The sequence below is a fragment of the Azospirillum lipoferum 4B genome, assembly GCF_000283655.1.
Classification (GTDB): domain Bacteria; phylum Pseudomonadota; class Alphaproteobacteria; order Azospirillales; family Azospirillaceae; genus Azospirillum; species Azospirillum lipoferum_C.
On sequence record NC_016623.1, the window covers coordinates 125,309 to 149,756 of the forward strand.

A 24,448-nucleotide genomic window follows, 5' to 3' on the forward strand; every position below is an offset into this window, starting at 1 on the left:
TAATGTCCCGGCGGCTGCGTTATTTTGCCACGATCCGTCCTTCCACCGCGGGCGTGACCGTTTTCTTGGATTCGACATAATTCATCACGATGGTCGCCAGCAACACCGCCCCCGATGCATCGACGATCACTTTGGAACGCGGGAGGGCGGCATAGCCGTCGCCACCCTTCAGCATGTAATCGTTGGTCGCGACGCGGTAGGTCGCCTGCGGCTCGACCGGCTTGCCACCCACGGTGACGGACGTGAGCCGGCGGCCGGCCGGGGCCTTGGGGTCGTAGGTCATGGTCAGGCCGGAGACCTGGGGGAAGCGGCCGGCCTTCTCCTCCACCTTGCCGACGCCGTGCTCCAGGGTGGAAATCAGGTCCTGCCCCGACATCTCCACCAGCACCCCGACATTGCCGAAGGGCAGTTCGGCGAAGATATCCTTGCGGGTCAGACGATGACCGGCGGGGTGCAGCGCATCGGCGCGGATGCCGCCGCCGTTGGTGATCGCGACATCGGCCTTCAGCGTCTCGCGCAGGGCATCGGCGATCAGGTTGCCCATGCTGGACTCGCGGCTGCGCACCACGTCCTTGCGGCTGTCCAGCTCGGTCGCGGTGGTGCCGATCACCGTGGCGAGGTCGCTGTCGAGTCGCTTGGTATAGCCCTCAACCACCGCCTCGACCTCCGGATCCGGGGCGACGCCGGCGGTGGTGACGAAGCGCCATTCGGTCGGCAGGGTGATGGTCGCCGGGCCCTTGCCGGAATCCTTGGTTGTCACGGCCAGCTTGACGACGCCGAGATACCGGGCGTCCTGCCCGGCCTTCAATATCAGGGTGGAACCCTCATAGACGCTGATCGGGTCATGGTCGTGGCCGCCCAGGATCAGGTCGATGCCCTTGACCTTGGCGGCCAGCTGCCGGTCCTCCTCGATGGTCAGGTGGGTCAGCGCCACCACGACAGCGGCGCCCTTGGCCCGCAACTCCTTCACCGCCGCCGCCGCCGTCTCCAGCACCGGCGGGAAGCTGAGGCCGGGGCCGGCGCTCGACAGCCGGGCGGTGTCTGGGGTGATCAGGCCGATGAAGCCCACGGCGATGCCGTCGACGGTCCTCGTCCAGCTCGGCACCGTCGTCGCGAAGGCGGAGCCGTCGGCGGCGCGCACATTGGTGCCGATCCAGGGGAACTTCGACTCGGCCATCCGCTTCTTCAGCGCGTCGGGACCGAAGTCGAATTCATGGTTGCCGAAGGTCACCGCATCGACGCCGATGGCGTTGAACAGGGTGATCATCTGCTCGCCCTGGGTCGTCCCCGACAGCAGCGACGGCGACAGGAAGTCCCCGCCGACCGTGGTGAAGGCGTCGGGGGCCGAGGCGCGTTCGCGCTTCAGCAGGGTCATCAGCGGCCCGAACCCGCCCTGTCCCTTCACCGGTTCGATCTCGTACACGTCATTGATGTGCAGGAAGGTCAGCGAGCCGTTCTGCGCCCAAGCGGGCATGGCCATGCCGAGAATGGCGGCGATCAACGGAGCGGCGAGAAGACGGATGCGGGACGGCATGGGGCGGACCTCCGGCGCGGACCAGAAAAGGACAGGTAACAGGCACTCTAAACCAGCAGCCCGGCGGCACGCATAGCGGCTTTGCGGGGCGGAGCATGGGATCCGGAGCGCCTGCGGCTTGAACTCTGCCCGCGACGGTCTCACAACTTGATGACACCCGTGCCAACGACGCGAGCCGAGCAGACCCATGCGCATCCTGGTCGTTCAGAACAGCCGCACCGCTCCCATCGGTCTGGTGGGCGACGCGCTGACCGACAACGGCGCCACCCTCCACACCATCGCCGCCAACGAGGGGGAGGCGATCCCCGACAAGGACGGCTATGCCGGCCTCGTGGTGCTGGGCGGTCCGCAGGACGCCTGGGACGACGCGAAGGGACCGCATTTCGGCCGGGTGATGGAGACGATCCGCGAGTTCACCGATGCCGACCGGCCGGTGATGGGCATCTGCCTGGGGGCGCAGCTCGCCGCCCGTGCCTATGGCGCCAAGGTCTACCGCCACACCACGCCGGAACTGGGCATCCACCGGGTGAGCCTGACCGACGGCGCGCAGAACGACCCGCTGCTGGGCGGCTTCGGTCCGAAGCTGAACCTCGCCCAGTGGCATTACGACACCTTCGAGTTTCCCGAGGGCGCCGTGCCGCTGGCCTATAGCGAGGCCTGCGACCGACAGGCCTTCCGGCTCGGCCGCGCCACCTACGCCTTCCAGTTCCACCCGGAGGCGACCGGCGAGATTTTGCGCGGCTGGGCCTCCCGCATCCGGGAGGAGGCGCGGGAGAGCAATGCCGACATGCTGCACGGGCTGGAGGACTCCATCGCCACCCATCTGCCGGTGGCGGAGGAATTCACCCGCGCCATGACCCGGCGCTGGCTGGATCTGGCGCGCTGACCCTCAGAGTCTGTCTGGTGCTTATTGAAGCACCAGACAGACTCTAAGCTTATGGTTTTCCGTGTGATTCACGCTTCAAGCGATTCCGCTTGAACCGATCACACTCTAGCCGGCGGTTTCGGTAAAGCGGGCCAGCAGGTCGGGGGTGTCGACGTCATAGAGGATGCCGGCATCCTCCACCGGCACCTCGCAAAGCCGGTCGGCATGCTGGCCGATCAGCCGCTTCGCCCCGGCATCGCCGGTCAGCGCCGCCATTTCGGTGAAGAAGGCGCGGTCCCACAGCACGGGGTTGCCCTGCTTGCCATGGGTGGTCGGCACGCAGATGGCGCGGCCTTCCAGCGGGCTGTAGGCGGCGATCAGCCGGTCGATCACGGCGGACGCCACCCGCGGCATGTCGCCCAGGCACACCACCACCGCGTCCGATTCGCCGGGAACCGCCGCCAGCCCGGCGCGCAGCGAACTGCTCAGCCCCTCGGCGAAGGCGGGATTGTGGACGAAGGTCACCGGGCGGTCGGCCAGCGCCTGCGCCACGCTTTCCCCCTGGTGGCCGGTGACGACGATGACGTTGGCGGCTTGGGAGGCCAGGGCGGCATCGACCGCGCGGGCGACCAGCGGCGCGCCGTTCACCTCCGCCAGCAGCTTGTTGGTCGGTCCCATCCGGCTGGAGCGTCCGGCCGCCAGCACCAGCGCGGTGACGCGCGGCGCCCGCGGCGTCTCCGCGGCCACACCGGCCCGCGGCAGGGGGCGCGTCGGAATCTCCGCCAGCAGCCCGCCGACGCCCATCCGCATCACCTCCGCCCTGCCCGGCGGCACACCCGCAGCGATGCGCTGCAGCACCCAGTCGAAGCCGTTCAGCTTGGGCGAGCGCGCGCAGCCCGGCAGGCCCAGAACCGGCCTGTCCCCGCGCCGGGCCAGCAGCAGCAGGTTGCCGGGGTCCACCGGCATGCCGAAATGCTCCACCACGCCCCCGGCCCGCTCGATGGCCGCGGGCAGCACGTCGCGCCGGTCGGTGATGGCGGAAGCGCCGGCGATCAGCAACAGGTCAGCGGCCGGCATCGCGGCGATCAGCTCCGCCAGTGCGCCTTCATCATGGGCGCAGCGCGCTTCATGGACCAGCGTGCCGCCGAGAGCCTCCACCCGCTCCCGCGTCACCCCCACCGTCTTGTCGAGGACGCTGTCCTTAACCCCCGGCAGCTTGGTCTGGATCAGCGCCACCGACAGCGGGCGGTAGGGCATGACGGCCAGCGGCGGCGTTCCGTCGGCCGCCAGACGCTCCGCCTGTTCCACTGCGGCGGCGGGGGCGGCGAAGGGGATGATCTTGACGGTCGCCAGCATCTGGCCCGGTTCGACCGGGGCGAAATCCGGCAGGGTGGCGATGGTGACGCTCTCGTCTATCGCGTTGATCGCGTCGATACGCGCCGGGTCGAGGCGGAGCAGCCCGCGCGACTCGGCGAACAGGTTGACGCGGCCAGTGAAGGCGGCGGCGATCTGCACGGCGCCGCCCGCCACCGCGGCGGCGATGCGGGTCGCGGCGGTATCCTCCGCGATGTCGGCATCAGACAGCTTGGCCGCGATCACCTCGCCGATGCCCGCCTCCCGCAGAGCCGCCACGTCACCGGCCGACAGCCGCCGGCCCTTCTTGAACGCAAGCGCCCCCAGGCGGAGCGAATGGGCGAGGATTGCGCCCTCTGCGTCGGACAGGGGAAGCGGGCCGAAAAACATGGGGGCTCCGGGTGGGCACGAAGGAATGACCTCCGATATGGCGACCGCAACACGGCCAAGCAATGGGCCGGTCGCCTCCGCCGGTCGAACCCTTCAGCCGGAACCCCCCGTCAGGTCACGACTTCACGGCCACGCCCAGCTTGGCCTGCACGGCCGCCAGACCGTCCTTGCCGTCGATGGTGGTGACGCCGTCCAGCCAGCCCTTCAGCACCTCGGGGTTCTTCTTAAGCCAGGCCTTGGCAGCGGCATCGGGCTTCTTGTTGCCGTTCATGATGTCGCCCATCACCGCGTTCTCCATGTCCAGGGTGAAGGACAGGTTGGACAGCAGCTTGCCGACATTCGGGCATTCGGCGGCGTAGCCCTTGCGGACATTGGTGGCGACGGTGGCGCCGCCCAGGTCGGGGCCGAACCAGTCGTCGCCGCCCTCCAGATAGGTCAGCTCGAAGCTCTTGTTCATGGGATGCGGTTCCCAGCCCAGGAACACGACCCAGCCCTTGTTGCGGGCCGCCCGCTTCACCTCGGCCAGCATGCCGGCCTCACTGGATTCCACCAGCTTGAAGTCCTTCAGGCCGAAGGCGTCGGCCTTCAGCATCTTGTCGATGATCAGGTTGCCGTCGTTGCCGGCCTCGATGCCGTAGATCTTGCCGCCAAGCTTGTCCTTGAACTTTGCGATGTCGGCGAAGGTCTTCAGCCCGGCGTCGGCGGCGTATTTCGGGACGGCCAGCGTGTACTTCGCGCCTTCCAGATTGACCCGCGTCACCTCGACCGAGCCGTCTTCAAGCACCGGCTTCAGGAAGGGCTCCATCGTCGGCATCCAGTTGCCGAGGAAGACGTCCAGCGACTTGGTCTTCAGCCCGGTATAGACCAGCGGCACCGACGACATGGTGGTGATCGGCTTGTAGCCCAGCGCGTCCAGCGTGACGGAGGCGAGCGCGGTCGTCGCCGCGATGTCGGTCCAGCCGACGTCGCCGAAACGCACCGCCTTGCAGGAGGCCGGGTCGGCGGCCAGAGCCCCGCCGGCACCCAGCACCACCGCCGTCGCGACGCCGACGCCCGCGATCCCCTTGGCCAGGGCCATCCATCCGCTCATATCCTCAACTCCTTTTGTGTTTCCGGTACGTCCGGTCTGCTTGTCAGGCTGCGGATCGAAGCCCCTCTCCCTCGATGGGAGAGGGGTTGGGGTGAGGGTGGGACCGGCGAAGGCCGGCAGGAAATCTGATCCCCAGCTTTTTCAAGCTGGACCGCACCCCTCACCCCAAACCCCTCTCCCGCAAGGGGAGAGGGGCTTTCCTTCTTCTCCCCACGGCTAAATCCATTGCTCCGGTCTGCCGTTTTCGTCATCGACGGAGCGGCGAAAATGGCGCATTTGTTACCGCCCAAGCCAAGGTGCCGGTTGCGGCCGGCCGTGGCTGAGAAGGACAGGAGACCGCTCGCCCCATGCCCAAAGTCGGAATGGAACCGATCCGCCGCCGTCAGTTGATCGACGCGACCATCACCTCGATGGGCGAGCATGGACTGGTCGACACCACGGTTCAGACGATCAGCCGCGGGGCCGGCGTGTCGCCCGGCATCATCCATCACTATTTCGGCGGCAAGGACGAATTGCTGGCCGCCACCATGCGCAGCATGCTGCAACAGCTGCGCGACGACGCGACCCAGCGGCTGGCGACCGCCGACTCGCCGCGTGCGCGGCTGGAGGCCATCGTCGACTGCAACTTCGCCCCCGGCCAGTTCGAGCCGCGGGTGGTCGCGGCATGGCTGGGCTTCTGGGCGCAGGCGCCGCACAATCCGGCGCTGGCGCGGCTGCAGCGCATCAACGCCCGCCGCCTGCATTCCAACCTGCTGCACGCCCTGCGCGCCCTGCTGCCGGCCGAACGGGCGGAGCGGGTGGCCTTCGGGCTGGCGGCGATGATCGACGGGCTGTGGCTGCGCTTCGCCCTGACCGGCGCCATCGACGGCAGCGCCGCGCGGGCGGTGGCGCTGGGCTACCTCGATTCCGAACTGAACGCCTGACCTCACCGCCGCCACCAGCGCCGCTCGGCCGTTCCGGCGGCGCCCCGGCGGCGAACACCCCGCCCGAAACCCCGGCCGAAGCTCTGGGTGATGCGGTCGAGCACGACGGCGAGCAGCACGACGCTCAGCCCGCTCTGCACGCCGAGGCCGATGTCGAGGCGCTGGATGCCCTGAAGCACCACGTTGCCCAGCCCGCCGGCGCCGATCATCGAGGCGACGACGATCATCGACAGCGCCATCATCATGGTCTGGTTCACCCCGGCCATGATCGACGGCAGGGCATTGGGCAGCTGGACCTTGAACAGCAGCTGGTGGCCGCGGCAGCCGAAAGCGCGGCCGGCCTCAACCAGCTCCTCCGGGACCTGCCGGATGCCGAGCGCGGTCAGCCGCACCGCCGGCGGCATGGCGAACACCACCGTCGCGATGATGCCCGGCACCCGCCCCAGCCCGAAGAACATCACCGCCGGGATCAGATAGACGAAGGCCGGCATCGTCTGCATCAGGTCGAGCAGCGTCTTGCCCACCCCGTCGGCGATCCTGCTGCGCGCCATCCAGATGCCCAGCGGCACCCCGCCGATCAGGCTGAGCGCGGTGGAGGCGAGCACGAGGCCAAGGGTCGAGATCGTCGGCTCCCACAGGCCCATCACGAAGATGCCGCCGAACGCCAGCAGGGTGAACAGGGCGAAGCCCCGCCCCACCCGCCACAGGGCGATTGCGGCCAGCACCAGCGCCAGCAGCCAGGGCGGTACGCCCAGCAGCAGGTCGTCCAGTGCGCCGCCCAGCCCGTCGACCACCCCGGCGATGGCGCTCAGCGCGGGCTGACCATGGTCGAGAATCGTCGCCACAAGCCATTCCGACCCGCGGGCGATGCCGCCGCCGATGGTCTCGCTCAGCCACTCCACGTCGAGGATCGCCGCCTCAGCCATGACGCACCTCGCCGCGGCCGGCACCCTCGCCCCGGTCCAGCGCCGCCAGCAGCGCTGCGCGGGAGATGACGCCGACAAAGCGACCGTCCGCCTCCACCACCGGCAGCGGGCAGGGCGCCGCGGCGACCCGGCCGAACAGCGCGTGCAACGGGGTGTCAGCGGCCACGGGTTCCAGCCCGAACAGCGCCGAACTGCAGTCGCCGGCCAGAACGCCGCGGAAATGGCCGGCGGCATCGGTGCGGTAACGGAAACGCGTCCCCTCCCCGTCCCCCATGGCGTCTGCCGGTGTCGGCGGGCGGGCGAGGTCGCGGGCGCGCAGAACGCGGGTGGAATCGACGCCGCGGAAGAAGGCGCGGACATAATCGTCGGCCGGCGCCCGCAGGATCTCGGCGGGCGTGCCGATCTGGGCGATGCGCCCGTCCTCCATCACCGCGATGCGGTCGGCCAGCCGCATCGCCTCCTCCGCATCGTGGGAAATGAAGACGATGGTCCGGGAATCCTCGCGCTGAAGCCGCAGAAGCTCGTCCTGCATATCGGTGCGGATCAGCGGATCGAGCGCGGAGAAGGCTTCATCCATCAGCATGATCGTCGGATTCTTGGCGAGCGCGCGGGCAAGCCCGACCCGCTGCTGCATGCCGCCCGACAGTTCATCCGGATAGCGGTCGGCATAGGCGCCCAGCCCCACCCGCTCCAGCGCCGCCATGGCCGCCTTGCGCCGCTGCCCGCCCGCGACCCCGGCGACCTCCAGCCCGAAGACGGCATTCTCCAGGGCGGTGCGGTTGGGCAGCAGGGCGAAGGACTGGAAGACCATGCTCATGTCCCGCCGCAGCACCTCGACCAGTTCGCCGTAGGACAGGCGGGTCAGGTCACGGCCGTCCAGCCGGATCTCCCCCTCAGACGGCTCGATCAACCGGTTCAGCAGACGGACGATGGTCGATTTGCCGGACCCGGACAGGCCCATGATGACGAAGATCTCGCCGGCCCGGATGTCGAAGCTGGCCTCCGCCACGCCGACATTGACGTTCAGCGTCCGCAGCACCTCCGCCTTCGTCGCGCCGCGGCGCAGCATCTCCAGCGCCGGACGCGGGTCGTCGGCGAAGACCTTGCGCAGGCCGCGAACCGTCAGGCGCACCTCTCCAGTCCACGTCGAAGACGAGCCGGTGGATGTGGGCAGGTTCATGGACATGGCAAGACTTCCGGAACGCAACAGAACGGGATGATGGCAATCGGGCCGTAGATTGCCCCGAGACGAGGGCGCGGTCGATAGCCGCGTTCACGGAATTTGCATTTTGATGACGACGTTGCCCATCTCGCCGCACCGGGCAGCGCATTTTATTTTGATTGATCGTTCAATGAAAAATACCGCCGCGGCTTCGGGAAGTCGGCCATTCTCTGCCATTTTCAATCTGGAAGAGCAGGGCCAGACGGTTGCGGCGCGGATCGGCAGGGTTTGCCGGATTTGACTTCCGGGCGCGTCTTCACCGGATTGGCGGGATTGTGGGCGCCTTCTGTATCCTGTCGAAAGTTGTATCTGCTGTGGTTGCCGCCCTTGGGTTTGTCGCTGTTGCGGTCGTTGGGCGGCCCTGGCAAGCGACCTCCGGTTCGAACGCTCAGGGGGACCCTGAGGCAACGGCTTGGCGGCTTGGCGAAAGCGCAAAGTGGCTCCGAATTTTCCCTTTCCACCTGCGACTGTCGGGGATTGATTCCACTTCTGTTGAGCATGACCCTGGCGAATGGCCGATCGGACGTATGTATCAGTAAGTAAAATATGCAGGGTCGAACGTTTTAGGCCTTCGATCCACCGTGTACGAAATATTTATCTAAAAAATTACACTTCATGCATGCGTAATCTTGGTGCTTTATAGTCGCACGTCGTTCCGCGGTTTGAAGCGATTGTTGGCTGCAACAATCCACCCAGGCTGCTGGCCGGAGGCCAGCGGCTGCGGCAGCCGCACGAAAGAATTCGGAATAGAGGATCGTCCGAGCATGAGTGTCGCGCTGTCCAACGGGCATGCCAAGCGTCTTGCCGCCTTTGCCATTACCGACGATGATCTCGCCATTCTGCGGGAGAACCGCGATTTTGCCGAGCGCAGGCTTCCCGGACTCCTTGAGCAGTGGCACCGTCACTTCGAGGCGTGGCCGGAGATCCAGTCGGCACTGAAGCGGCCGGATGTGCATGCCGCCCGTGTCGACCATTGGTCCCGCGCCGCGTCCGGACGGCTCGACGAGAGCTTCGCCGAGTCCGCCCGCCGGCTGGCGTCTCTGTTCTACGGCAACGGCGTTCCGGCCTACGCGGTCTCGATCTGCCACTTCGTCGTCAGCACGAACATCGCCCGCGAACTGGGGCTGACGGGTGGCGGGGAGGATGGCATGATCGCCGGCCTGTTCGGTGCAGCCGGCCGTCGCACCCGTGCCGCCCAGCTGGAAGCGCTGACCAAGGTGACGTGGTTCGACATGGAACTGCTGCTGGAGACCTACAAGGCCGCCGAAGAGGACAGCAAGCGCGCCACCCTGAACCGGCTGGCCGGCGATTTCGAGGACAGCGTGAAGAGCATCGTGCAGGGCACGGTCGCCGCGTCCGACCAGATGCAGGCGCATGCCCGCCGCATGTCGGAGATCGCGACCGCAACCAGCCGCCGCTCCACCGATGTCGCGTCGGAGACGGAGATCGCCTCGTCCAGCATGCAGACCGTCGCCGCCGCGACCGAGCAGCTCTCCGCTTCCATCTCCGACATCAGCCGCCACGTCAACGAATCCTCGCGCATCTCGTCCTCCGCCGTCGATGAAGCGGAGCGCACGAAGGGGACCGTCAGCGGCCTGGTCGAAGCGGCGCAGCGCATCGGCGAGGTGGTCAACCTGATCAACAACATCGCCAGCCAGACCAATCTGCTGGCCCTGAACGCCACCATCGAGGCCGCCCGCGCCGGGGAGGCCGGCAAGGGCTTCGCCGTCGTCGCCAATGAGGTGAAGCATCTGGCCAACCAGACCGCCAAGGCGACGGAGGACATCTCCACCCAGATCGCCGGCATGCAGAGCGCGGCCGGCAATGCCGCCGAGGCGATCCACGCCGTGGGCCGCACCATCACCCAGATCAACGAGATCGTCACGACCGTCGCCGCCACGGTGGAGGAACAGACCGCCGCCACCCAGGAGATCACCCGCAACGTGCAGGAGGTGGCCATCGGCGCCCGACGGGTCACCGGTTCCATCGGGCAGGTGACGCAATCCTCGGCGGAAACCGGTGGAATCGCGCAGGAGGTGCTGTCCGCCGCCGGCCTGCTGCACCGTCAGGCGGACGAGCTGAACCGGGGTGTCGACGATTTCCTCAGCCGCATCCGCTCGGCCGGCTGACCCCACCCCGCCCGCACCGCCCCCACAACGCATGGCTGCCGCGACCGCCCTGCCGCTGGACGGAAAGGTCCTGCGGCAGGCAGCATGCTCCGGTCGCAAACTATTCGTATAGGTATGAGTCCGTGGCGGGTGCGGGGGATCGGACGGGAGCCGGCCGGCCGAGGGGCTGGGCCGGCAAGCTGGCGCAATGGGCGGGTCTGCTGGCGCTGTCGGGGGCAGCCACTCTGGGGCTGGCTTGGATCGGGCTGCCGGCCGCCTGGCTGATCGGGCCGATGATCGGAGCCATCGCCTTCGGCGTCGGCGGGGCCTCCATCCGGGTGCCGCCGTCCGGCTTCACCATGGCCCAGGCGATCATCGGCTGTCTCGTCGCCCATGCCGTCACCTCGTCGATCCTGCTGTCCATCGCCCGTAACTGGCCGCTGATGCTGGGAACGGTCGGGTTGACGGTGATGGTCAGCGGCATCGTCGGCTGGCTCTTCGTCCGCTACGGCAGCCTGCCCGGCACCACCGCCGCCTGGGGCGTGTCGCCGGGAGCCGCCTCGGCCATGGTCGCGATGGCGGGCCAGCATGGCGCAGACGCCCGGCTGGTCGCGGTGATGCAGTATCTGCGGGTGGTTCTGGTGGTGCTCAGCGCCTCCCTGGTCACCCATGCGCTGACCGCCGGTCCGCAAGGCCCGGTGCCGGCCGCCGCTCCGGTCGAGACCCTGGATCCGGCCGGATTGGCGGCGACCCTGCTGGTCGCCCTGGTCGGCGGCTGGATCGGGCACCGGTTCCGCATCCCGTCGGGCGCCCTGCTGGTCCCGATGGTGCTGGGGGCGCTGGTCCAGACCGGTGCCGGGATATCGCTGCAACTGCCGCACATGCTGCTGACCGTCACCTATACCGTGATCGGCTGGAGCATCGGGTTGCGCTTCACCCGCGAGGTGCTGGGCCACGCGTTCCGTGCGGTGCCGCAGATGCTGCTGTCCACTGCGCTGATGATCGCGCTGTGCAGCCTGTCGGCCTGGATGCTGGTCACGCTGCTGCCGACCGACCCGCTGACCGCCTTCCTCGCCACCAGTCCGGGCGGCCTCGACTCCGTGGTGGTGATCGCGCTCGGCACCGGGGTGGATCTGCCGCTGGTCCTGGCGCTGCAGACCTTGCGGCTGTTCGTGGTGGTTCTGTGCGGACCGCCGCTGGCCCGCCTGATCGCCCGCTACGCCTGAGCATGCGGTGAAAGGCACTGCCGCGACGCGGCGTTGCGCCGGTGCCGATCCGGGGCGTATTCTCACGGCCCCCTACGCCCCGATCCGGAGTCCCCCGGCGATGACCGACCGCCCCCACCGTCCCGAAACCATTGCCGCCGGCGCCCTGGGATTCGAGGACGCCGCCAGCGGCGCGGTCATTCCGCCGATCCATCCCTCCACCACCTACATCCGCGACCCCGACAACGGCTATGACCGCGGCCGGGTCTATGCCCGTGCCGACAACCCGACATTCGACATTCCGGCGCGGACCATCACCGAACTGGAAAAGGGCGCGGACACGCTGCTGTTCGCCTCCGGCATGGCGGCGGCGACGGCGGTGTTCCAGGCGCTCGATCCCGGCGACCATGTGATCGTTCCCGACGTGATGTACTGGGCCTTCCGCAACTGGGTGCATGGTCCGGCGACCCGCTGGGGCCTGCGGGTGGAGGGGGTGGACAGCAGCGACACCGATGCGGTCCGGGCCGCGCTGCGCCCCGGCGAGACGCGGCTGGTCTGGCTGGAGACGCCGGCCAACCCGCTCTGGACCGTCACCGACATCGCCGCGGTGGCCGAACTCGCGCATGAGGCCGGGGCCTGGCTCGCCGTGGACAGCACGGTGGCGACCCCGGTGCTGACCCGTCCGCTGGAACTGGGCGCCGACATCGTCATGCATTCGGCGACCAAATACCTGAACGGCCATTCGGACGTCGTCGCCGGCACCCTGACCGCCGCCCGCAAGGACGAGTTCTGGAGCCGCATCAAGGCGGTGCAGACCCAGCAGGGCGGCATCCTCGGCAGCTTCGAGGCGTGGCTTCTCCAGCGCGGGCTGCGCACCCTGTTCGCCCGCGTCCGCTGGCAGTGCGCCGCCGCCATGACCCTGGCGGAGCGGCTGTCCGCCCATCCGCAGGTGGCGGAGGTGCTTTATCCCGGCCTGCCCGGTTTCCGCGGCCACGGCATCGCCTCGCGGCAGATGACCGGCGGCTTCGGCGGCATGCTGTCGATCCGGGTGAAGGGCGGAACCCAGGCCGCCATCGACACCGCCGCCCATGTCGGCGTCTGGCGCCGCGCCACGTCGCTGGGCGGGGTGGAAAGCCTGATCGAACACCGCGCCAGCATCGAAGGCCCGACCTCCCCGGTTCCCGGCGACCTGCTGCGCCTGTCGGTCGGCCTTGAGTCGCCCGACGACCTGTTCGAAGATCTGGGCCAGGCACTCAATCGGGCTAGCCGCCAGGGCTGAGGGACGCCCTCATCCCCCTCGTCGCCCGGCAATATCGACGCAGCCACCGGCCGCAGCCGCTTTTCCGAGTACCCCCAACGCGGATAGGGCTTGACAGTGAGAATGATTCGCGACGTTATTCCCTGAGAATCAGTCGCACTTGCTGTCATTTCAGACCACCGACGTTCGAGGAGACCTCCATGTCGAAGCGCGCTGCCGGCCTTGCCGCCGTAGCCGTCGTTGCCCTGATGCCGTTCGCCGCCCAGGCGGCGGCGCCGGCCTACAAGGACGTGGCGAAGAACTACGCCGACATCGCCCATGCCGCCTATGAGGACGCCACCAACGGCGCCAAGGCCCTGAAGAAGGCGGTGGACGCTCTGGTCGCCAACCCGACGGAAGAGACGCTGGCGAAGGCGCGCGAGGCCTGGAAGGTCGCCCGCGTCCCCTACATGCAGACGGAAGCCTTCCGCTTCGGCAACCCGATCGTCGACGAATGGGAAGGCAAGGTGAATGCCTGGCCGCTGGACGAGGGCCTGATCGACTATGTCGACGACGGCTATGCCGGCGGAGAGAGCAACCCCTACGCCAAGGCCAATGTCATCGCCAACCCGAAGATCACGGCCGGCGGCAAGACGATCAACGCGTCGAAGATCACCAAGAGCCTGCTGAGCGAGAAGCTGCACGAGGCCGGCAAGGTCGAGGCGAACGTCGCCACCGGCTATCACGCCGTCGAATTCCTGCTGTGGGGCCAGGATCTGCATGGCACCGGCCCCGGTGCCGGCGAGCGCAAGGCCACCGACTATGCCAAGGGCAAGGATTGCACCAACGGCCATTGCGACCGCCGCGCCCAGTATCTGACCGTCGCCACCCAGATGCTGGTCGACGACCTCGCCGAGATGACCGCCGACTGGGCGCCGAAGGGCAAGGCCCGCGCCTCCATCGCCAAGGCCCCGGAAGGTGAGGGCATCGCCCGCATGCTGACCGGCCTGGGTTCGCTGAGCTACGGCGAGTTGGCGGGCGAGCGCATGAAGCTCGGCCTGATGCTGCACGATCCGGAGGAGGAGCATGACTGCTTCTCCGACAACACCCACAACTCGCACTATTACGACGAAGTCGGCATGGTGAACGTCTACACCGGCAGCTACAAGCGCACCGACGGCAAGACCGTGTCGGGCGCCTCGCTGTCGCAGCTGGTCGCCGCCAAGTCCGCCGATGCCGACGCCGCGGTGAAGACCGCCATGGCCGAGACCATGAAGGCGATGCAGGCGATCAAGGACACCGCCGACAGCGGCAAGATGGCCTACGACCAGATGATTGCCGCCGACAACGAGGTGGGCAACAAGCTGGTGGCCACCGCCGTCGACCGTCTTGTCGACCAGAAGAAGGCGCTGGAAGGCGCCGTCAGCACCCTGGGCGTCTCCATCAACGTCCAGGGGTCCGACAGCCTCGACGATCCGTCGAAGGTCGGCAAGTAAGCCTGCATCCGGCTCCGGTCCCGCGCCCCATCCGCGCATGACCGTCCCCCCCACCTTCCCTTCCGGGCCGTTCCGGCGCGGATGGGGCGGGGCCGGAGCCGGCTTTTTCCCGTCTGCCGTTTTCGGACCGCCGTCATGCCGCACCGCCTCGCCGCACTCCTGTCCCGCCGTGCCCTTCTACGCGCCGGGGGAGCCGCCGTCGCGGCGACGGCACTGGGCGGCACCGGGGTCGCCGCACCGGCTGCCGGTGCCCTGAAGCCCGGCCTTGGCGGACCGGCGCCGATCACTTCCACCGGCGATCTGGTCGAAGTGGAACTGGTCGCCAAGCAGCGCCTTCAGCGCATCCTGCCGGAGCCTGCCGAACCGTCGCCGCTGATCACCTACGCCGACAGCTTCCCCGGTCCGATCATCCGCATGCGCAAGGGCCAGCGGCTGCGCGCCACCCTGGTCAACGGATTGGACGAGCACACCTCGATCCACTGGCACGGCATCCGCCTGCCGAACCTGGAAGACGGTGTGCCCTACCTGACCCAGCCGCCGACCAAGCCCGGCGAGCGCCATGTCTATGAATTCACCCCGCCCGACGCCGGATCCTTCTTCTTCCATCCCCATTGCAACACCGTGGAGCTGCTGGGCCGCGGCCTAGCCGGCGTGCTGATCGTGGAGGAGCCGGACGCGCCGAAGTTCGACGCCGACATCGTCTGTCTGGTCAAGGACTGGATACTGGACAAGTCCGGCAGCTTCGGCACCTTCATCACCGACCGCGGCGCCGCCCGCGCCGGCACCTTCGGCAGCGTGTCGACCGTCAACGGCGCCATCGATCCGGTGATCGAGGTCCCGACCAACGGCGACATCCGCGCCCGCTTCTACAACGTCGACAGCACCCGCGTCGTCGACCTGCGGGTGGAGGGGGCGGAGGCCTGGATCGTCGCGGTCGACGGCAACCCGCTGCCGCCCCGCCCGTTGGACGGCTGGCCGATGGGACCGGCGATGCGCATCGACGTGCTGTTCCGCGCCCCGGCCAAGGCCGGCCAGACCCTGCGGCTGACCAACGTCTATTCCGCCGAGCCCAGGCCGCTCGCCACCTTCCGCGCCGTCGGCCCCGCACTGCCCAACAAGCGCTTCAAGCCGCGCGCCCTGCCCGCCTCCGCCATTCCCGAGCCGGATCTGAAGGACGCGCCGGTCATCCCGATGGCCTTCTCCGCCACCGCGGTGGCGCAGAGCTTCGAGCCGGCGATCCTGGCCGGGCTGCCCTATGCCGACTCGCTCTGCCTGTCGGCGAAGACCTTCTGGGCAATCAACCAGCAGAGCTGGCCGGAGGGCGGGCACGAGCATCTGCCGCCGCCGCTGGTCACGCTGGAGAAGGGCCGGAGCTACATCTTCGAGCTGGCCAACCTGACGCCGCACCTGCACCCGATCCACATCCACGGCTATACCTTCAAGGTGCTGTCGTCGGACGGCCGCAAGGTGGTGCCCCACCATGCCGACACCGTCCTGCTGGAGCCGAAGGAACGCCTGCGCGTCGCCATCAAGGCCGACAACCCCGGCGACTGGATGTTCCACTGCCACATCATCGAACACCAGGACACCGGCATGATGGGATACATCCGCGTTGCTTGAAAAGCTTGGATGCAAGGCGGAGCGCCATCCAATGGAAACCGGTTCCCGTCATCCCCGCGAAGGCGGGGATCCAGTCCTTCCCGCGAGTGCCATCATGCAGACCCTGGATCCCCGCCTTCGCGGGGATGACGTCCCGAATTGGAAGAGTGCCGTCCATTCGATTGCATTTGCCGCCCTGTTCCTGCTGCTCGCCCCCGCGGCGCAGGCCGCCGACAGCCTCGACAACCGCATCGGCGAGGCTCTGTTCCGCCGCATGTGGGTGGCGGCACCCACCGCGACCCAGGCGGCGGACGGCCTCGGTCCGCTCTACAACGCGCGGTCCTGCGCCACCTGCCATCCGCGTGGCGGCGGCGGCCGTCCGCCAGACCCGGCGGTGGAGGGGGACCAGGGCGTCGGCTATGCGATCAAGCTGAACGACGACCCGGTCTATGGCCGGCAGATCCAGTCGAACGCCATCCTCGGGCAGGTAATCGAAGGACGCCCCCGCGTCACCTACCGGGAGGAGACGGTGCGCTTCCCCGACGGCGAGACCGTCCGGCTGCGCCACCCCACCCCGGTCGTCGAGGATCTCGGCTATGGACCGCTGGCCCAGGCGACGGCGATGTCCGCCCGTGTGCCGCCGCGCGTCCATGGCATGGGCCTGCTCGACCGCATCCCGGCCGAAGCCATCGAGGCCGAGGCGGCGCGGCAGGCGGCGTCCGGTGGACCGGTGGCCGGACGGGTGAACCATGTGACGGTGGACGGCAAGCGTCAGGTCGGCCGCTTCGGCTGGAAGGCGATGCATCCCACGCTCGACCACCAGGATTCGGAGGCCTTCAGCCTCGACATCGGCATGTCGACCCCGGCCTATCCGGAGCCATGGGGCGACTGCACCCCGGCCCAGACCGCCTGCCGCAACGCCCCGCACGGCGACTCCAAGCAGTTCGAGGGGCTGGAGATCCCCAGCACGGTGATCGGCCTGATCGACGGCTATCTGCGCGACCTGCCGCCCGACGGCAGCCTGGAGGCGCCGAAGGACAAGGCCGGCACCACGCTTTTCGCCGACACCGGCTGCGCCGCCTGCCACCGCCCGTCCTGGCGCACGGGGGAGGACCCGGCGCATCCGGCCCTGTCCAACCGCGACATCTTCCCGCACAGCGACATGCTGCTGCACGACCTCGGCCCCGCCCTGGGCGACGCATTGCCGATGGGCGAGGCGCGCGGAAGCGACTGGCGCACCACGCCGCTGTGGGGGCTGAACCGGCTCGCGGCCAGGGACGGCCAGCTGTCGCTGCTGCATGACGGGCGGGCCCGCAGCGTGACCGAAGCCATCCTGTGGCACGGCGGCGAGGCGGCGGGGGCGAAGGACCGCTTCATGACCCTGCCGGCGGCGGAGCGGAAACGGCTGGTGCGCTACGTGCTGGGTTTGTAAAGGTGGGCGGGGTTTCGATCCGCGTAACCGGCAGAAGGGATTTGATCGTATGCGACGCCGCATAGTGCTTGGACTGATGTCGGCGGCTGCCGCCGTGGCGGCGCTGCTGCCCCGGACCCCGGCCTTCGCCGCCCGCCAGTCGGACAAGGACAGCTCCTTCCTGGCCGGCATGGTCCGCACCCACGCCCTGCTCCGCTTCGATGCGCTGGTGACCGCAGCCACCGCCTATGCCGACACGCTCGACCGCTTCGCCGCCGGCCCCAGCGCCACCGGGCTGGAGGAAGCGCGGACGGCCCACACCCGCGTCACCGACGCCTGGGCCAGCGTGCAGCATCTGCGGCCGGGTCCGTTGACCGTGAACCTGCGCGCCGACCGCCTGTCCTTCTGGCCGGAACGGGCGGGCGTGGTCCAGCGCCAGATCGGCCAGATCCTGCGCGACCAGGACCCGAAGCTGCTGCAGCCGGGCGCGCTTGCCCGCCAGAGCGCCGCCGTGCAGGGCCTGACCGTGCTGGAACGGCTGCTGTTCGACGAGAACGTCACGGTGGAGAGCTTCACCGGCAGCGACGCCAAGCACTTCCGCGGGCTGCTCGCCGCCGCTGCCGCCCGCAACGTCGCCGCCATCGCGACCGATGCGCGCGACGGCTGGAAGGAGTTGGAGGCGCCGCTGGCCGCCGGTCAGGCGACCGTCCTTGGCCCCACCGCGTCGGAGGCCGTGAACACGCTCTATGCCTCCGCCATCACCGCCATGCAGGTGATCATCGACCAGAAGCTGATGGCCCCGCTCGGCACCGGCATCGAGGATGCCAAGCCGACGGTGGTCGAGGCCCTGCGCAGCGGCCGGGCGCTCCGCAACATCGTGCTGAACCTGGAAGGGCTGCGCGCCCTGCTGATGGGCGAGCATGGCGGGCCGGGTTTCGTCTCCCTGCTGCCGCCGGGCGATGACGGGGCGACCGCCCGGCAGGCGATCGATGAGAGCTTCGCCGCCGCCATCGGCGCGGTGGAGGCGGTGCCCGGTCCGCTGAACAAGGCGGTGACCGATCCCGCCGCCCGCAAGAAGGCCGACGGCGCCCTGCGCCTGATCAAGGCGGCGCGGGTGGAGATGCTGGGCACGCTCGCCCCGCTGCTGGACATCACGCTGGGCTTCAACGAACTGGATGGGGACTGAACCATGAGCGGGAGGGGAGCGATGGACCGCCGGAACATCCTCGGCCTGCTCGCCGGCCCGGCATTCGGCGGACGTCTCATCGCAGGCGGGCGTCTGCTGGGCGGCGGGCTGCTCGCCATGCTGACCGGCAAGACCCATGCCGCCGGCAACGGCGCGATCTACCTCAACGCCTATGCCACCGCCGGGGCGGAGCCGAGCTACGGCGTCGCGGCGTTGAACCCTGCCGGCAAGGTGCTGTTCACCACCCCCACCCCCGGCCGCGCCCACGGTATCACGCCGCGTCCGGGGATGGCGGAGGCGGTGGTGTTCGCGCGCCGGCCCGGCCGCTGGCTGCTGACCCTGTCGCTGGCCGACGGCACTCCGGGTCCCGTGGTGCGGGCACCGGACGACCGCCGCTTCACCGGCCATGGCGACTATTCCGCCGACGGCCGCACCCTCTATGTCGCCGAGGACGACGTCCCGCGCGAGGAGGGAGCCATCGGCGTCTACGACGCCACCGACAATTACCGCCGCATCGGTGCCATCCCGACCCATGGTCTGGGACCGCACGAGCTGGTTCTGATGCAGGACGGCAGCACGCTGGCGGTCGCCAACGGCGGCGTCATCACCCATCCCGACACCGGCCGGGCCAAGCTGAACCTCGACAGCATGGACGCCTCGCTGACCTATGTGGAGGCGGCGACCGGCAGGCTGCTCGACAAGGTTCGCCTGCCGGAGGAGCACAGCAACCTCGGCATCCGCCACATCGCCCTGCTGGACGATGGCGGCATCGCCTTCGGCACGCAGGACGAGCGGCCCATCGGCATGCTGCAGCCCCTGACCGGCGCCCACCGCCCCGGCAGCGGGTCCGTCCGCCTGTTCGACACGCCGGAGGACGTGCTGTCGCGCCTGCAGGGCTATATCGGCAGCGTCGCGTCGGACGGCAGGACCGTTGCGGCCAGTTCGCCGCTGGGCGGGATCATCGGGCTGTGGGACGCCGCGACGGGCGCATGGCTCGGCTCGACCGCGCTGGCCGACGGTTGTGGGCTGGCGCCGAACGGCGAGGGGTATCTGGCGACCAGCGGGCTGGGCGTGATCGAGCCGGTGTCGAACACCGCCGAGGCAGGGCCGGAGCGCCGGGCGCCGGAGTTCCGCTGGGACAACCACCTGACGCGGCGGGTGGTGTAACGCGAGTTGCAGCATGTGGCGGCTGCCCCCTCCCTAACCCTCCCCCGCCTTTGGCGGTGGAGGGGACTGCCGCCGCCGTCCCATAAGGCACCCTCTCCCTCGAAGAGGGGGAGGGTTGGGGTGGGGGCAATCGAAGCCTGCCACTCACCCCAGCAGCGCCGCCGCATGGTGGCGCAGATGGTCCTCGATGAAGGTGCTGATGAAGAAATAGCTGTGGTCGTAGCCCGCCTGCATGCGCAACGTCACGGGATGCTCCGCCGCGTCCGCCGCGGCGACCAGAGCCTGCGGCTTCAGCTGAGCCTCCAGGAAGCCGTCTCGGTCGCCCTGGTCGATCAGGATCGGCAGCCGCTCCGTCGCCTTGGCGATCAGAGCGCAGGCGTCCCACTCCAGCCAGCGGTCCCGGTCCGGCCCCAGATAGCGGCCGAACGCCTTCTCGCCCCAGGGCACCGCCGCCGGGTTGACGATGGGGGCGAAGGCCGACACCGCCTTGTAGACGCCGGGATGCTTCAGCGCGCAGACCAGTGCGCCGTGCCCGCCCATCGAATGGCCGGCGATGGAGCGGCGGTCGCTGACCGGGAAATTCGCCTCGACCAGCGCCGGCAGTTCCCGCGTCACATAGTCGTGCATGCGGTAGTGCCGTGCCCACGGCTCCTCCGTCGCATCGACGTAGAAACCGGCACCGAGGCCGAAATCCCAGCCGCCATCCGGATCGCCCGGCACCCCCTCGCCGCGCGGGCTGGTGTCGGGGGCGACGATGGCGAGGCCCAGCTCCGCCGCGACGCGGAAGGCGCCGGCCTTCTGGGTGAAGTTCTCATCGGTGCAGGTCAGGCCCGACAGCCAGTAGAAGACCGGCACCTTGGCGCCGTCCTCCACCTGCGGCGGCAGGAAGATGGCGAAGGTCATGTCGCAATCCACCGCCGCGGACTGGTGCCGCACCCGCTTCAGCCAGCCGCCGAAGACGCGGGTTTCCGACAGGGTGGTGAGGGGTTCGGTCATGGAACTGCCTTTTTTTGTAAGTCGCTGCCCTGATCGCTCCCTCTTCCGGACGCGCAGGGTTAACGCGCTGAAGGTTGGAGCGACGATGTACCGCTTCGGATGCCCTTCTCCCCTTGTGGGAGAAGGGTTGGGATGAGGGGTGCGGCCGGCCGGCAGGTCGGCGGAAATCAGGTTCGCGCCCCCTCACCCCAACCCCTCTCCCGCAAGGGGAGAGGGGCTTCACCAGTCAGTCGCACCCGAATGCGATTGCTCTTCCCCCAGTCCCCGCGGAGGAAGGCTGCGTCGCCTCACTGGTTGTAGAGGATGACCGAGCGGATGCTCTTGCCCTCATGCATCAGGTCGAAGGCGTGGTTGATGTCCTCCAGCCCCATGGTGTGGGTGATGAAGGTGTCCAGCTCGAACTCGCCGCGCAGGTAGCGCTCCACATATTCCGGCAGCTCCGACCGGCCCTTGACGCCGCCGAAGGCCGACCCGCGCCAGACGCGGCCGGTGACCAGCTGGAACGGACGGGTGGAGATCTCCTCGCCGGCGCCGGCGACGCCGATGATCACCGACTCGCCCCAGCCCTTGTGGCAGCATTCCAGCGCCGCGCGCATCACCTTGACGTTGCCGATGCACTCGAAGCTGTAATCGACGCCGCCATCGGTCAGTTCGACCAGCACTTCCTGGATCGGGCGGTCGTAATCCATCGGGTTGATGACGTCGGTGGCACCCAGCTGCTTGGCAATCTCGAACTTCGACGGGTTGATGTCGACGCCGATGATGCGGCTGGCCTTCGCCATGGTGGCGCCGATGATGGCCGACAGGCCGATGCCGCCCAGGCCGAAGATGGCGACCGTGGAACCCGGCTCCACCTTCGCGGTGTTCATCACCGCACCCATGCCGGTGGTGACGCCGCAGCCCAGCAGGCAGACCTTCTCCAGCGGCGCGGCCTTGTTGATCTTGGCGAGCGCGATCTCCGGCAGAACCGTGTATTCGGAGAAGGTCGAGGTGCCCATGTAGTGGGCGATCTCCTTGCCCTTCAGCGAGAAGCGGCTGGTGCCGTCCGGCATCAGGCCCTTGCCCTGGGTGGCGCGGATCGCCTGGCACAGGTTGGTCTTGCCGGACAGGCAGAATTTGCACTTGCCGCATTCCGGCGTGTAGAGCGGGATGACGTGGTCGCCCACCGCCACGGAGGTGACGCCGGGGCCGACCTCCACCACCACGCCGCCGCCCTCATGGCCGAGGATGCAGGGGAAGACGCCTTCGGAATCCTTGCCCGACAGGGTGTAGGCGTCGGTGTGGCAGACGCCGGTGGCGACGATGCGGACCATCACCTCGCCGGCCTTGGGTGCCGCGACCTCGACCTCTTCGATCTCCAGCGGACGGTTGGCTTCCCAGGCGACGGCGGCGCGTGACAGGACCATGTGGCTTTCCTTCCCAAGAACGGATTGGCCAAAACGGATTGGCATGTGATTCCCGCAGTGTAGACCGCGAGCGGTCATTGCCAGAACGGCGATTTCGGGAATAGATTTTTGCCGTACGGGGATAATGGCCGGGCGGCCTGGGGGAAAGCCCTGGGAGAGGGATCATGAGCGGCTGGGACGGCATCGACGAATTCGTGGCGGTGGCCGAAACCGGCAGCTTTTCCCGCGCGGCGGAGCGGCTGCGCGTCTCCTCCTCCCATGTCAGCCGCAGCGTGGCACGGCTGGAGGACCGGCTGCAGGCCCGCCTGTTCTACCGCACCACCCGCAAGGTCAGCCTGACGGAGAGCGGCCACGCCTTCCTCGCCCGCTGCCGGCGGTTGGCCGAACAGCGCGACGAGGCCTTTCTGGCGGTGGGTGCGCTGCAGGGCGGCAGTGACGCGGAGGTGAAGGGGATGCTGCGCATGACCTGCTCCACCGCCTATGGCGAGCAGTTCGTCATGCCGTTGATCAACGACCTGATGGAACTGCACCCGCAGCTGAACATCGAGGTGGAATTGACCAACCGGCAGCTCGATCTGGTGCAGGAGGGCTACGATCTGGCGATCCGCCTCGGCCGGCTCAGCGAATCGAGCATGGTGGCGACGCGCATCGCCCCGCGGGTGATGCATCTGTGCGCCGCACCCGCCTATCTGGACCGCCACGGCACCCCCGACAACCTAGCGAGCCTCGGCACCCACCAATGCCTGATCGGCACCTCCGACCATTGGCTGTTCGACGACAACGGGCAGGATTGGCTGTTCCGTCCCCGCGGTCGATGGCGCTGCAACAGCGGCTTCTCCGTTCTGGACGCGGCGCTACGCGGATTCGGGCTCTGCCAGTTGCCGGACTATTACGTGCGCGGTCCGGTGGCGGAGGGGCGGCTGGTCTCCCTGCTGGACCGCCACCGGCCGCCCAACACCGCGGTCTGGGCGGTCTATCCGCAGAAGCGCCATGTGCCGCCCAAGGTCCATGCGGCGATCCGGCATCTGAAGGAAGGGCTGGCGCGGCGGGCGGAGTATCGCTGACCGGTGCTCGTTCAATGCAAATGCGAATGACTTGCATTATCATTGGAAAAGCCCTACTCTCCGCTCGTTCCCCAGAGCGGAGTTCGCCATGCCCTCGATGTCGTCCCATCGCCGTGCCCTGCCGGCCCGCGCGCGTTTCCAGGATCTGCACGCGGCGGAGGCGTTGGTCGTGTCCGTTCTGCGCCTGTGGGCCGAACCCCTGCGCGAGCCGGATCGCCAGCATCCGCACTGGCAGGATGGAATGACCGCGGCGGGCCTGTCCAACGACGCCGCGGTGGCCTTCGACACGCTGATGCGCATCGTTCTGGCGGCGACCACCCGGCCGCTGGACCTGCACCGGCCGCCCTGCCCGTCGCTCGGCATCGACGAGGCGCTGTTGCTCGACATGCTGCGGCTGGCCCAGCAGGGGCAGCATGGCGAGGCCGGATTGTTGATGAACGACTGGCTGCCGCTGCCGGGCGTGCGGATGGCGATGGCACCGCTCTGCGTCCTGGCCTCCGCCCTCACCCGTGCCGGCTTGCTGATGCCCGACCCGGATGCCGAAGCCTTGCAGCCCCATCGGACCATGGCGGATCGCGTGGACCGCCCCCGCCCGACCGCCGACCGCGGCGCTACCCTGCTTCACTGAAGACCGCCTGTTCGGATAGGACCGCCGTCCTCAGCGGCGCACTCCGCTGGCAATGCGGTCGGCGAAGCTGGCGACCGCTTGGCTCATCGCCCGCACCAGGGCTTCCGGCTCGGCGCTTGCGGCGGGGATTTCCACCGTCTCGCGCGCCGGGCCGCTCTTCCGCGCGCCGCCGGCCTGCGACAGGCTCCATTGCGCGTCGAGCACCACCCGGCCGCCGACATCGGCATCGAATCGCAGAACGGTGACGGCCAGCACCGCCGTGCCCTCCCCCACCGCGCTGCCGGCCACCGGCAGGACGGTCACGCCCGGCAGGCGCGCGGCGAGATCGCCGGCCAGGGTGAAGCGCAGCCCGTCGGCCAGCGGTTCGGCCCAGCGGTCGAACTCCAACGCCTCCACCCGGTTGCCGTCGATGCGGCGGACGATCTGCGGCCGGTCGATCAGCATCGGCAGGTCCAGCGAACCCAATGCCAAGGTCTGGGGTGCCGTGCGGGCCGGCTGCGTCGCTCCTGCCGGCGGGACCACGGCCAGCGTGTAGAGCCGGCTGTCCGGCGTCGACTGGCAGGCTGCCAGCACCAGAAAAGGCAGCGCCATCGCCGCAGCCTGCCATCCGCGCACCCGTGCCATCGCCATTCCCTTCCTCAT

Annotated in this window: 21 protein-coding genes; 13 read left to right on the forward strand and 8 right to left on the reverse strand. The window is 68.8% G+C overall.

Translation table 11 applies throughout. The features are described 5' to 3' along the window. Positions 1-19: 19 nt before the first annotated feature. Entirely contained in the window at positions 20-1,534 is a 1,515-nt protein-coding gene (locus AZOLI_RS22170; protein ID WP_014249418.1) for a bifunctional metallophosphatase/5'-nucleotidase, read from the reverse strand. Positions 1,535-1,721: 187 nt separating this feature from the next. On the opposite strand from AZOLI_RS22170, the gene AZOLI_RS22175 reads away from it, so the two are divergent. After that, entirely contained in the window at positions 1,722-2,420 is a 699-nt protein-coding gene (locus AZOLI_RS22175; RefSeq protein ID WP_014249419.1) for a type 1 glutamine amidotransferase, read from the forward strand. Between the two features lie 105 nt (positions 2,421-2,525). Here the strand turns inward: AZOLI_RS22175 and AZOLI_RS22180 are convergent, their stop codons facing one another. Beyond that, entirely contained in the window at positions 2,526-4,142 is a 1,617-nt protein-coding gene (locus AZOLI_RS22180) for an NTP transferase domain-containing protein (protein ID WP_014249420.1), read from the reverse strand. 115 nt (positions 4,143-4,257) lie between these two features. Continuing rightward, positions 4,258-5,232 carry a choline ABC transporter substrate-binding protein gene (locus tag AZOLI_RS22185; protein WP_014249421.1) on the reverse strand — a complete coding sequence of 325 codons (975 nt, stop codon included), beginning with the start codon at positions 5,230-5,232 and terminating at the stop codon, positions 4,258-4,260. Between the two features lie 347 nt (positions 5,233-5,579). Here AZOLI_RS22185 and betI point away from each other — a divergent pair, with 347 nt between their 5' ends. Beyond that, positions 5,580-6,155 (forward strand): transcriptional regulator BetI, encoded by a 576-nt coding sequence (betI, locus tag AZOLI_RS22190; protein WP_014249422.1) that lies wholly within the window; start codon positions 5,580-5,582, stop codon positions 6,153-6,155. 2 nt (positions 6,156-6,157) lie between these two features. Here the strand turns inward: betI and AZOLI_RS22195 are convergent, their stop codons facing one another. Together AZOLI_RS22195 and AZOLI_RS22200 are read right to left on the reverse strand one after the other, a co-directional pair. Continuing rightward, positions 6,158-7,081, reverse strand: a complete 924-nt coding sequence (locus AZOLI_RS22195) for an ABC transporter permease (protein WP_014249423.1) — start codon at positions 7,079-7,081, stop codon at positions 6,158-6,160. Next, complete coding sequence (locus AZOLI_RS22200; RefSeq protein ID WP_044552993.1) at positions 7,074-8,261, reverse strand: quaternary amine ABC transporter ATP-binding protein; 1,188 nt, start codon at positions 8,259-8,261, stop codon at positions 7,074-7,076. Before AZOLI_RS22200 ends, AZOLI_RS22195 begins: the two co-directional genes overlap by 8 nt. Before the next feature lie 112 nt (positions 8,262-8,373). On the opposite strand from AZOLI_RS22200, the gene AZOLI_RS32680 reads away from it, so the two are divergent. The 9 genes from AZOLI_RS32680 to AZOLI_RS22240 all read left to right on the forward strand — a co-directional run bounded on the left by AZOLI_RS32680 (position 8,374) and on the right by AZOLI_RS22240 (position 19,712). Next, positions 8,374-8,544, forward strand: coding sequence for a hypothetical protein (locus AZOLI_RS32680; protein WP_162488374.1), 171 nt, complete (start codon positions 8,374-8,376; stop codon positions 8,542-8,544). 523 nt (positions 8,545-9,067) lie between these two features. Further along, positions 9,068-10,432 (forward strand): globin-coupled sensor protein, encoded by a 1,365-nt coding sequence (locus AZOLI_RS22205; protein ID WP_014249426.1) that lies wholly within the window; start codon positions 9,068-9,070, stop codon positions 10,430-10,432. Between the two features lie 122 nt (positions 10,433-10,554). Next, the gene (locus tag AZOLI_RS22210) at positions 10,555-11,637 is read left to right on the forward strand and encodes an AbrB family transcriptional regulator (protein WP_014249427.1); all 1,083 of its coding nucleotides are present in this window, start codon (positions 10,555-10,557) and stop codon (positions 11,635-11,637) included. Positions 11,638-11,737: 100 nt separating this feature from the next. Continuing rightward, positions 11,738-12,895: a trans-sulfuration enzyme family protein gene (locus tag AZOLI_RS22215; protein WP_014249428.1), complete on the forward strand. Its 1,158-nt coding sequence runs from the start codon at positions 11,738-11,740 to the stop codon at positions 12,893-12,895. Positions 12,896-13,074: 179 nt separating this feature from the next. Then, positions 13,075-14,349: an imelysin family protein gene (locus AZOLI_RS22220; protein ID WP_014249429.1), complete on the forward strand. Its 1,275-nt coding sequence runs from the start codon at positions 13,075-13,077 to the stop codon at positions 14,347-14,349. 135 nt (positions 14,350-14,484) lie between these two features. Then, positions 14,485-15,969, forward strand: a complete 1,485-nt coding sequence (locus tag AZOLI_RS22225) for a multicopper oxidase family protein (RefSeq protein WP_014249430.1) — start codon at positions 14,485-14,487, stop codon at positions 15,967-15,969. Between the two features lie 94 nt (positions 15,970-16,063). Next, positions 16,064-17,380 carry a di-heme oxidoredictase family protein gene (locus tag AZOLI_RS22230; protein WP_014249431.1) on the forward strand — a complete coding sequence of 439 codons (1,317 nt, stop codon included), beginning with the start codon at positions 16,064-16,066 and terminating at the stop codon, positions 17,378-17,380. Between the two features lie 49 nt (positions 17,381-17,429). Further along, positions 17,430-18,545: an imelysin family protein gene (locus tag AZOLI_RS22235; protein WP_044552775.1), complete on the forward strand. Its 1,116-nt coding sequence runs from the start codon at positions 17,430-17,432 to the stop codon at positions 18,543-18,545. A 21-nt stretch (positions 18,546-18,566) separates the two neighbouring features. Further along, positions 18,567-19,712, forward strand: coding sequence for a DUF1513 domain-containing protein (locus AZOLI_RS22240; RefSeq protein ID WP_014249433.1), 1,146 nt, complete (start codon positions 18,567-18,569; stop codon positions 19,710-19,712). Between the two features lie 144 nt (positions 19,713-19,856). Here AZOLI_RS22240 and fghA read toward each other — a convergent pair whose 3' ends face one another. Together fghA and AZOLI_RS22250 are read right to left on the reverse strand one after the other, a co-directional pair. Beyond that, a complete protein-coding gene (gene fghA, locus AZOLI_RS22245) occupies positions 19,857-20,708 on the reverse strand; it encodes an S-formylglutathione hydrolase (protein ID WP_014249434.1) in 852 nt (283 codons plus the stop codon). A 287-nt stretch (positions 20,709-20,995) separates the two neighbouring features. After that, positions 20,996-22,114, reverse strand: coding sequence for an S-(hydroxymethyl)glutathione dehydrogenase/class III alcohol dehydrogenase (locus tag AZOLI_RS22250; RefSeq protein ID WP_014249435.1), 1,119 nt, complete (start codon positions 22,112-22,114; stop codon positions 20,996-20,998). Positions 22,115-22,278: 164 nt separating this feature from the next. Between AZOLI_RS22250 and AZOLI_RS22255 the strand changes: the two genes are divergently transcribed. Both AZOLI_RS22255 and AZOLI_RS22260 read left to right on the forward strand, forming a co-directional pair. Continuing rightward, a complete protein-coding gene (locus AZOLI_RS22255; RefSeq protein WP_014249436.1) occupies positions 22,279-23,178 on the forward strand; it encodes a LysR family transcriptional regulator in 900 nt (299 codons plus the stop codon). An 88-nt stretch (positions 23,179-23,266) separates the two neighbouring features. Beyond that, positions 23,267-23,806, forward strand: coding sequence for a hypothetical protein (locus AZOLI_RS22260; protein WP_014249437.1), 540 nt, complete (start codon positions 23,267-23,269; stop codon positions 23,804-23,806). Between the two features lie 30 nt (positions 23,807-23,836). Here the strand turns inward: AZOLI_RS22260 and AZOLI_RS22265 are convergent, their stop codons facing one another. Then, entirely contained in the window at positions 23,837-24,436 is a 600-nt protein-coding gene (locus tag AZOLI_RS22265) for a PqiC family protein (RefSeq protein WP_244442637.1), read from the reverse strand. Between the last annotated feature and the right edge of the window lie 12 nt (positions 24,437-24,448).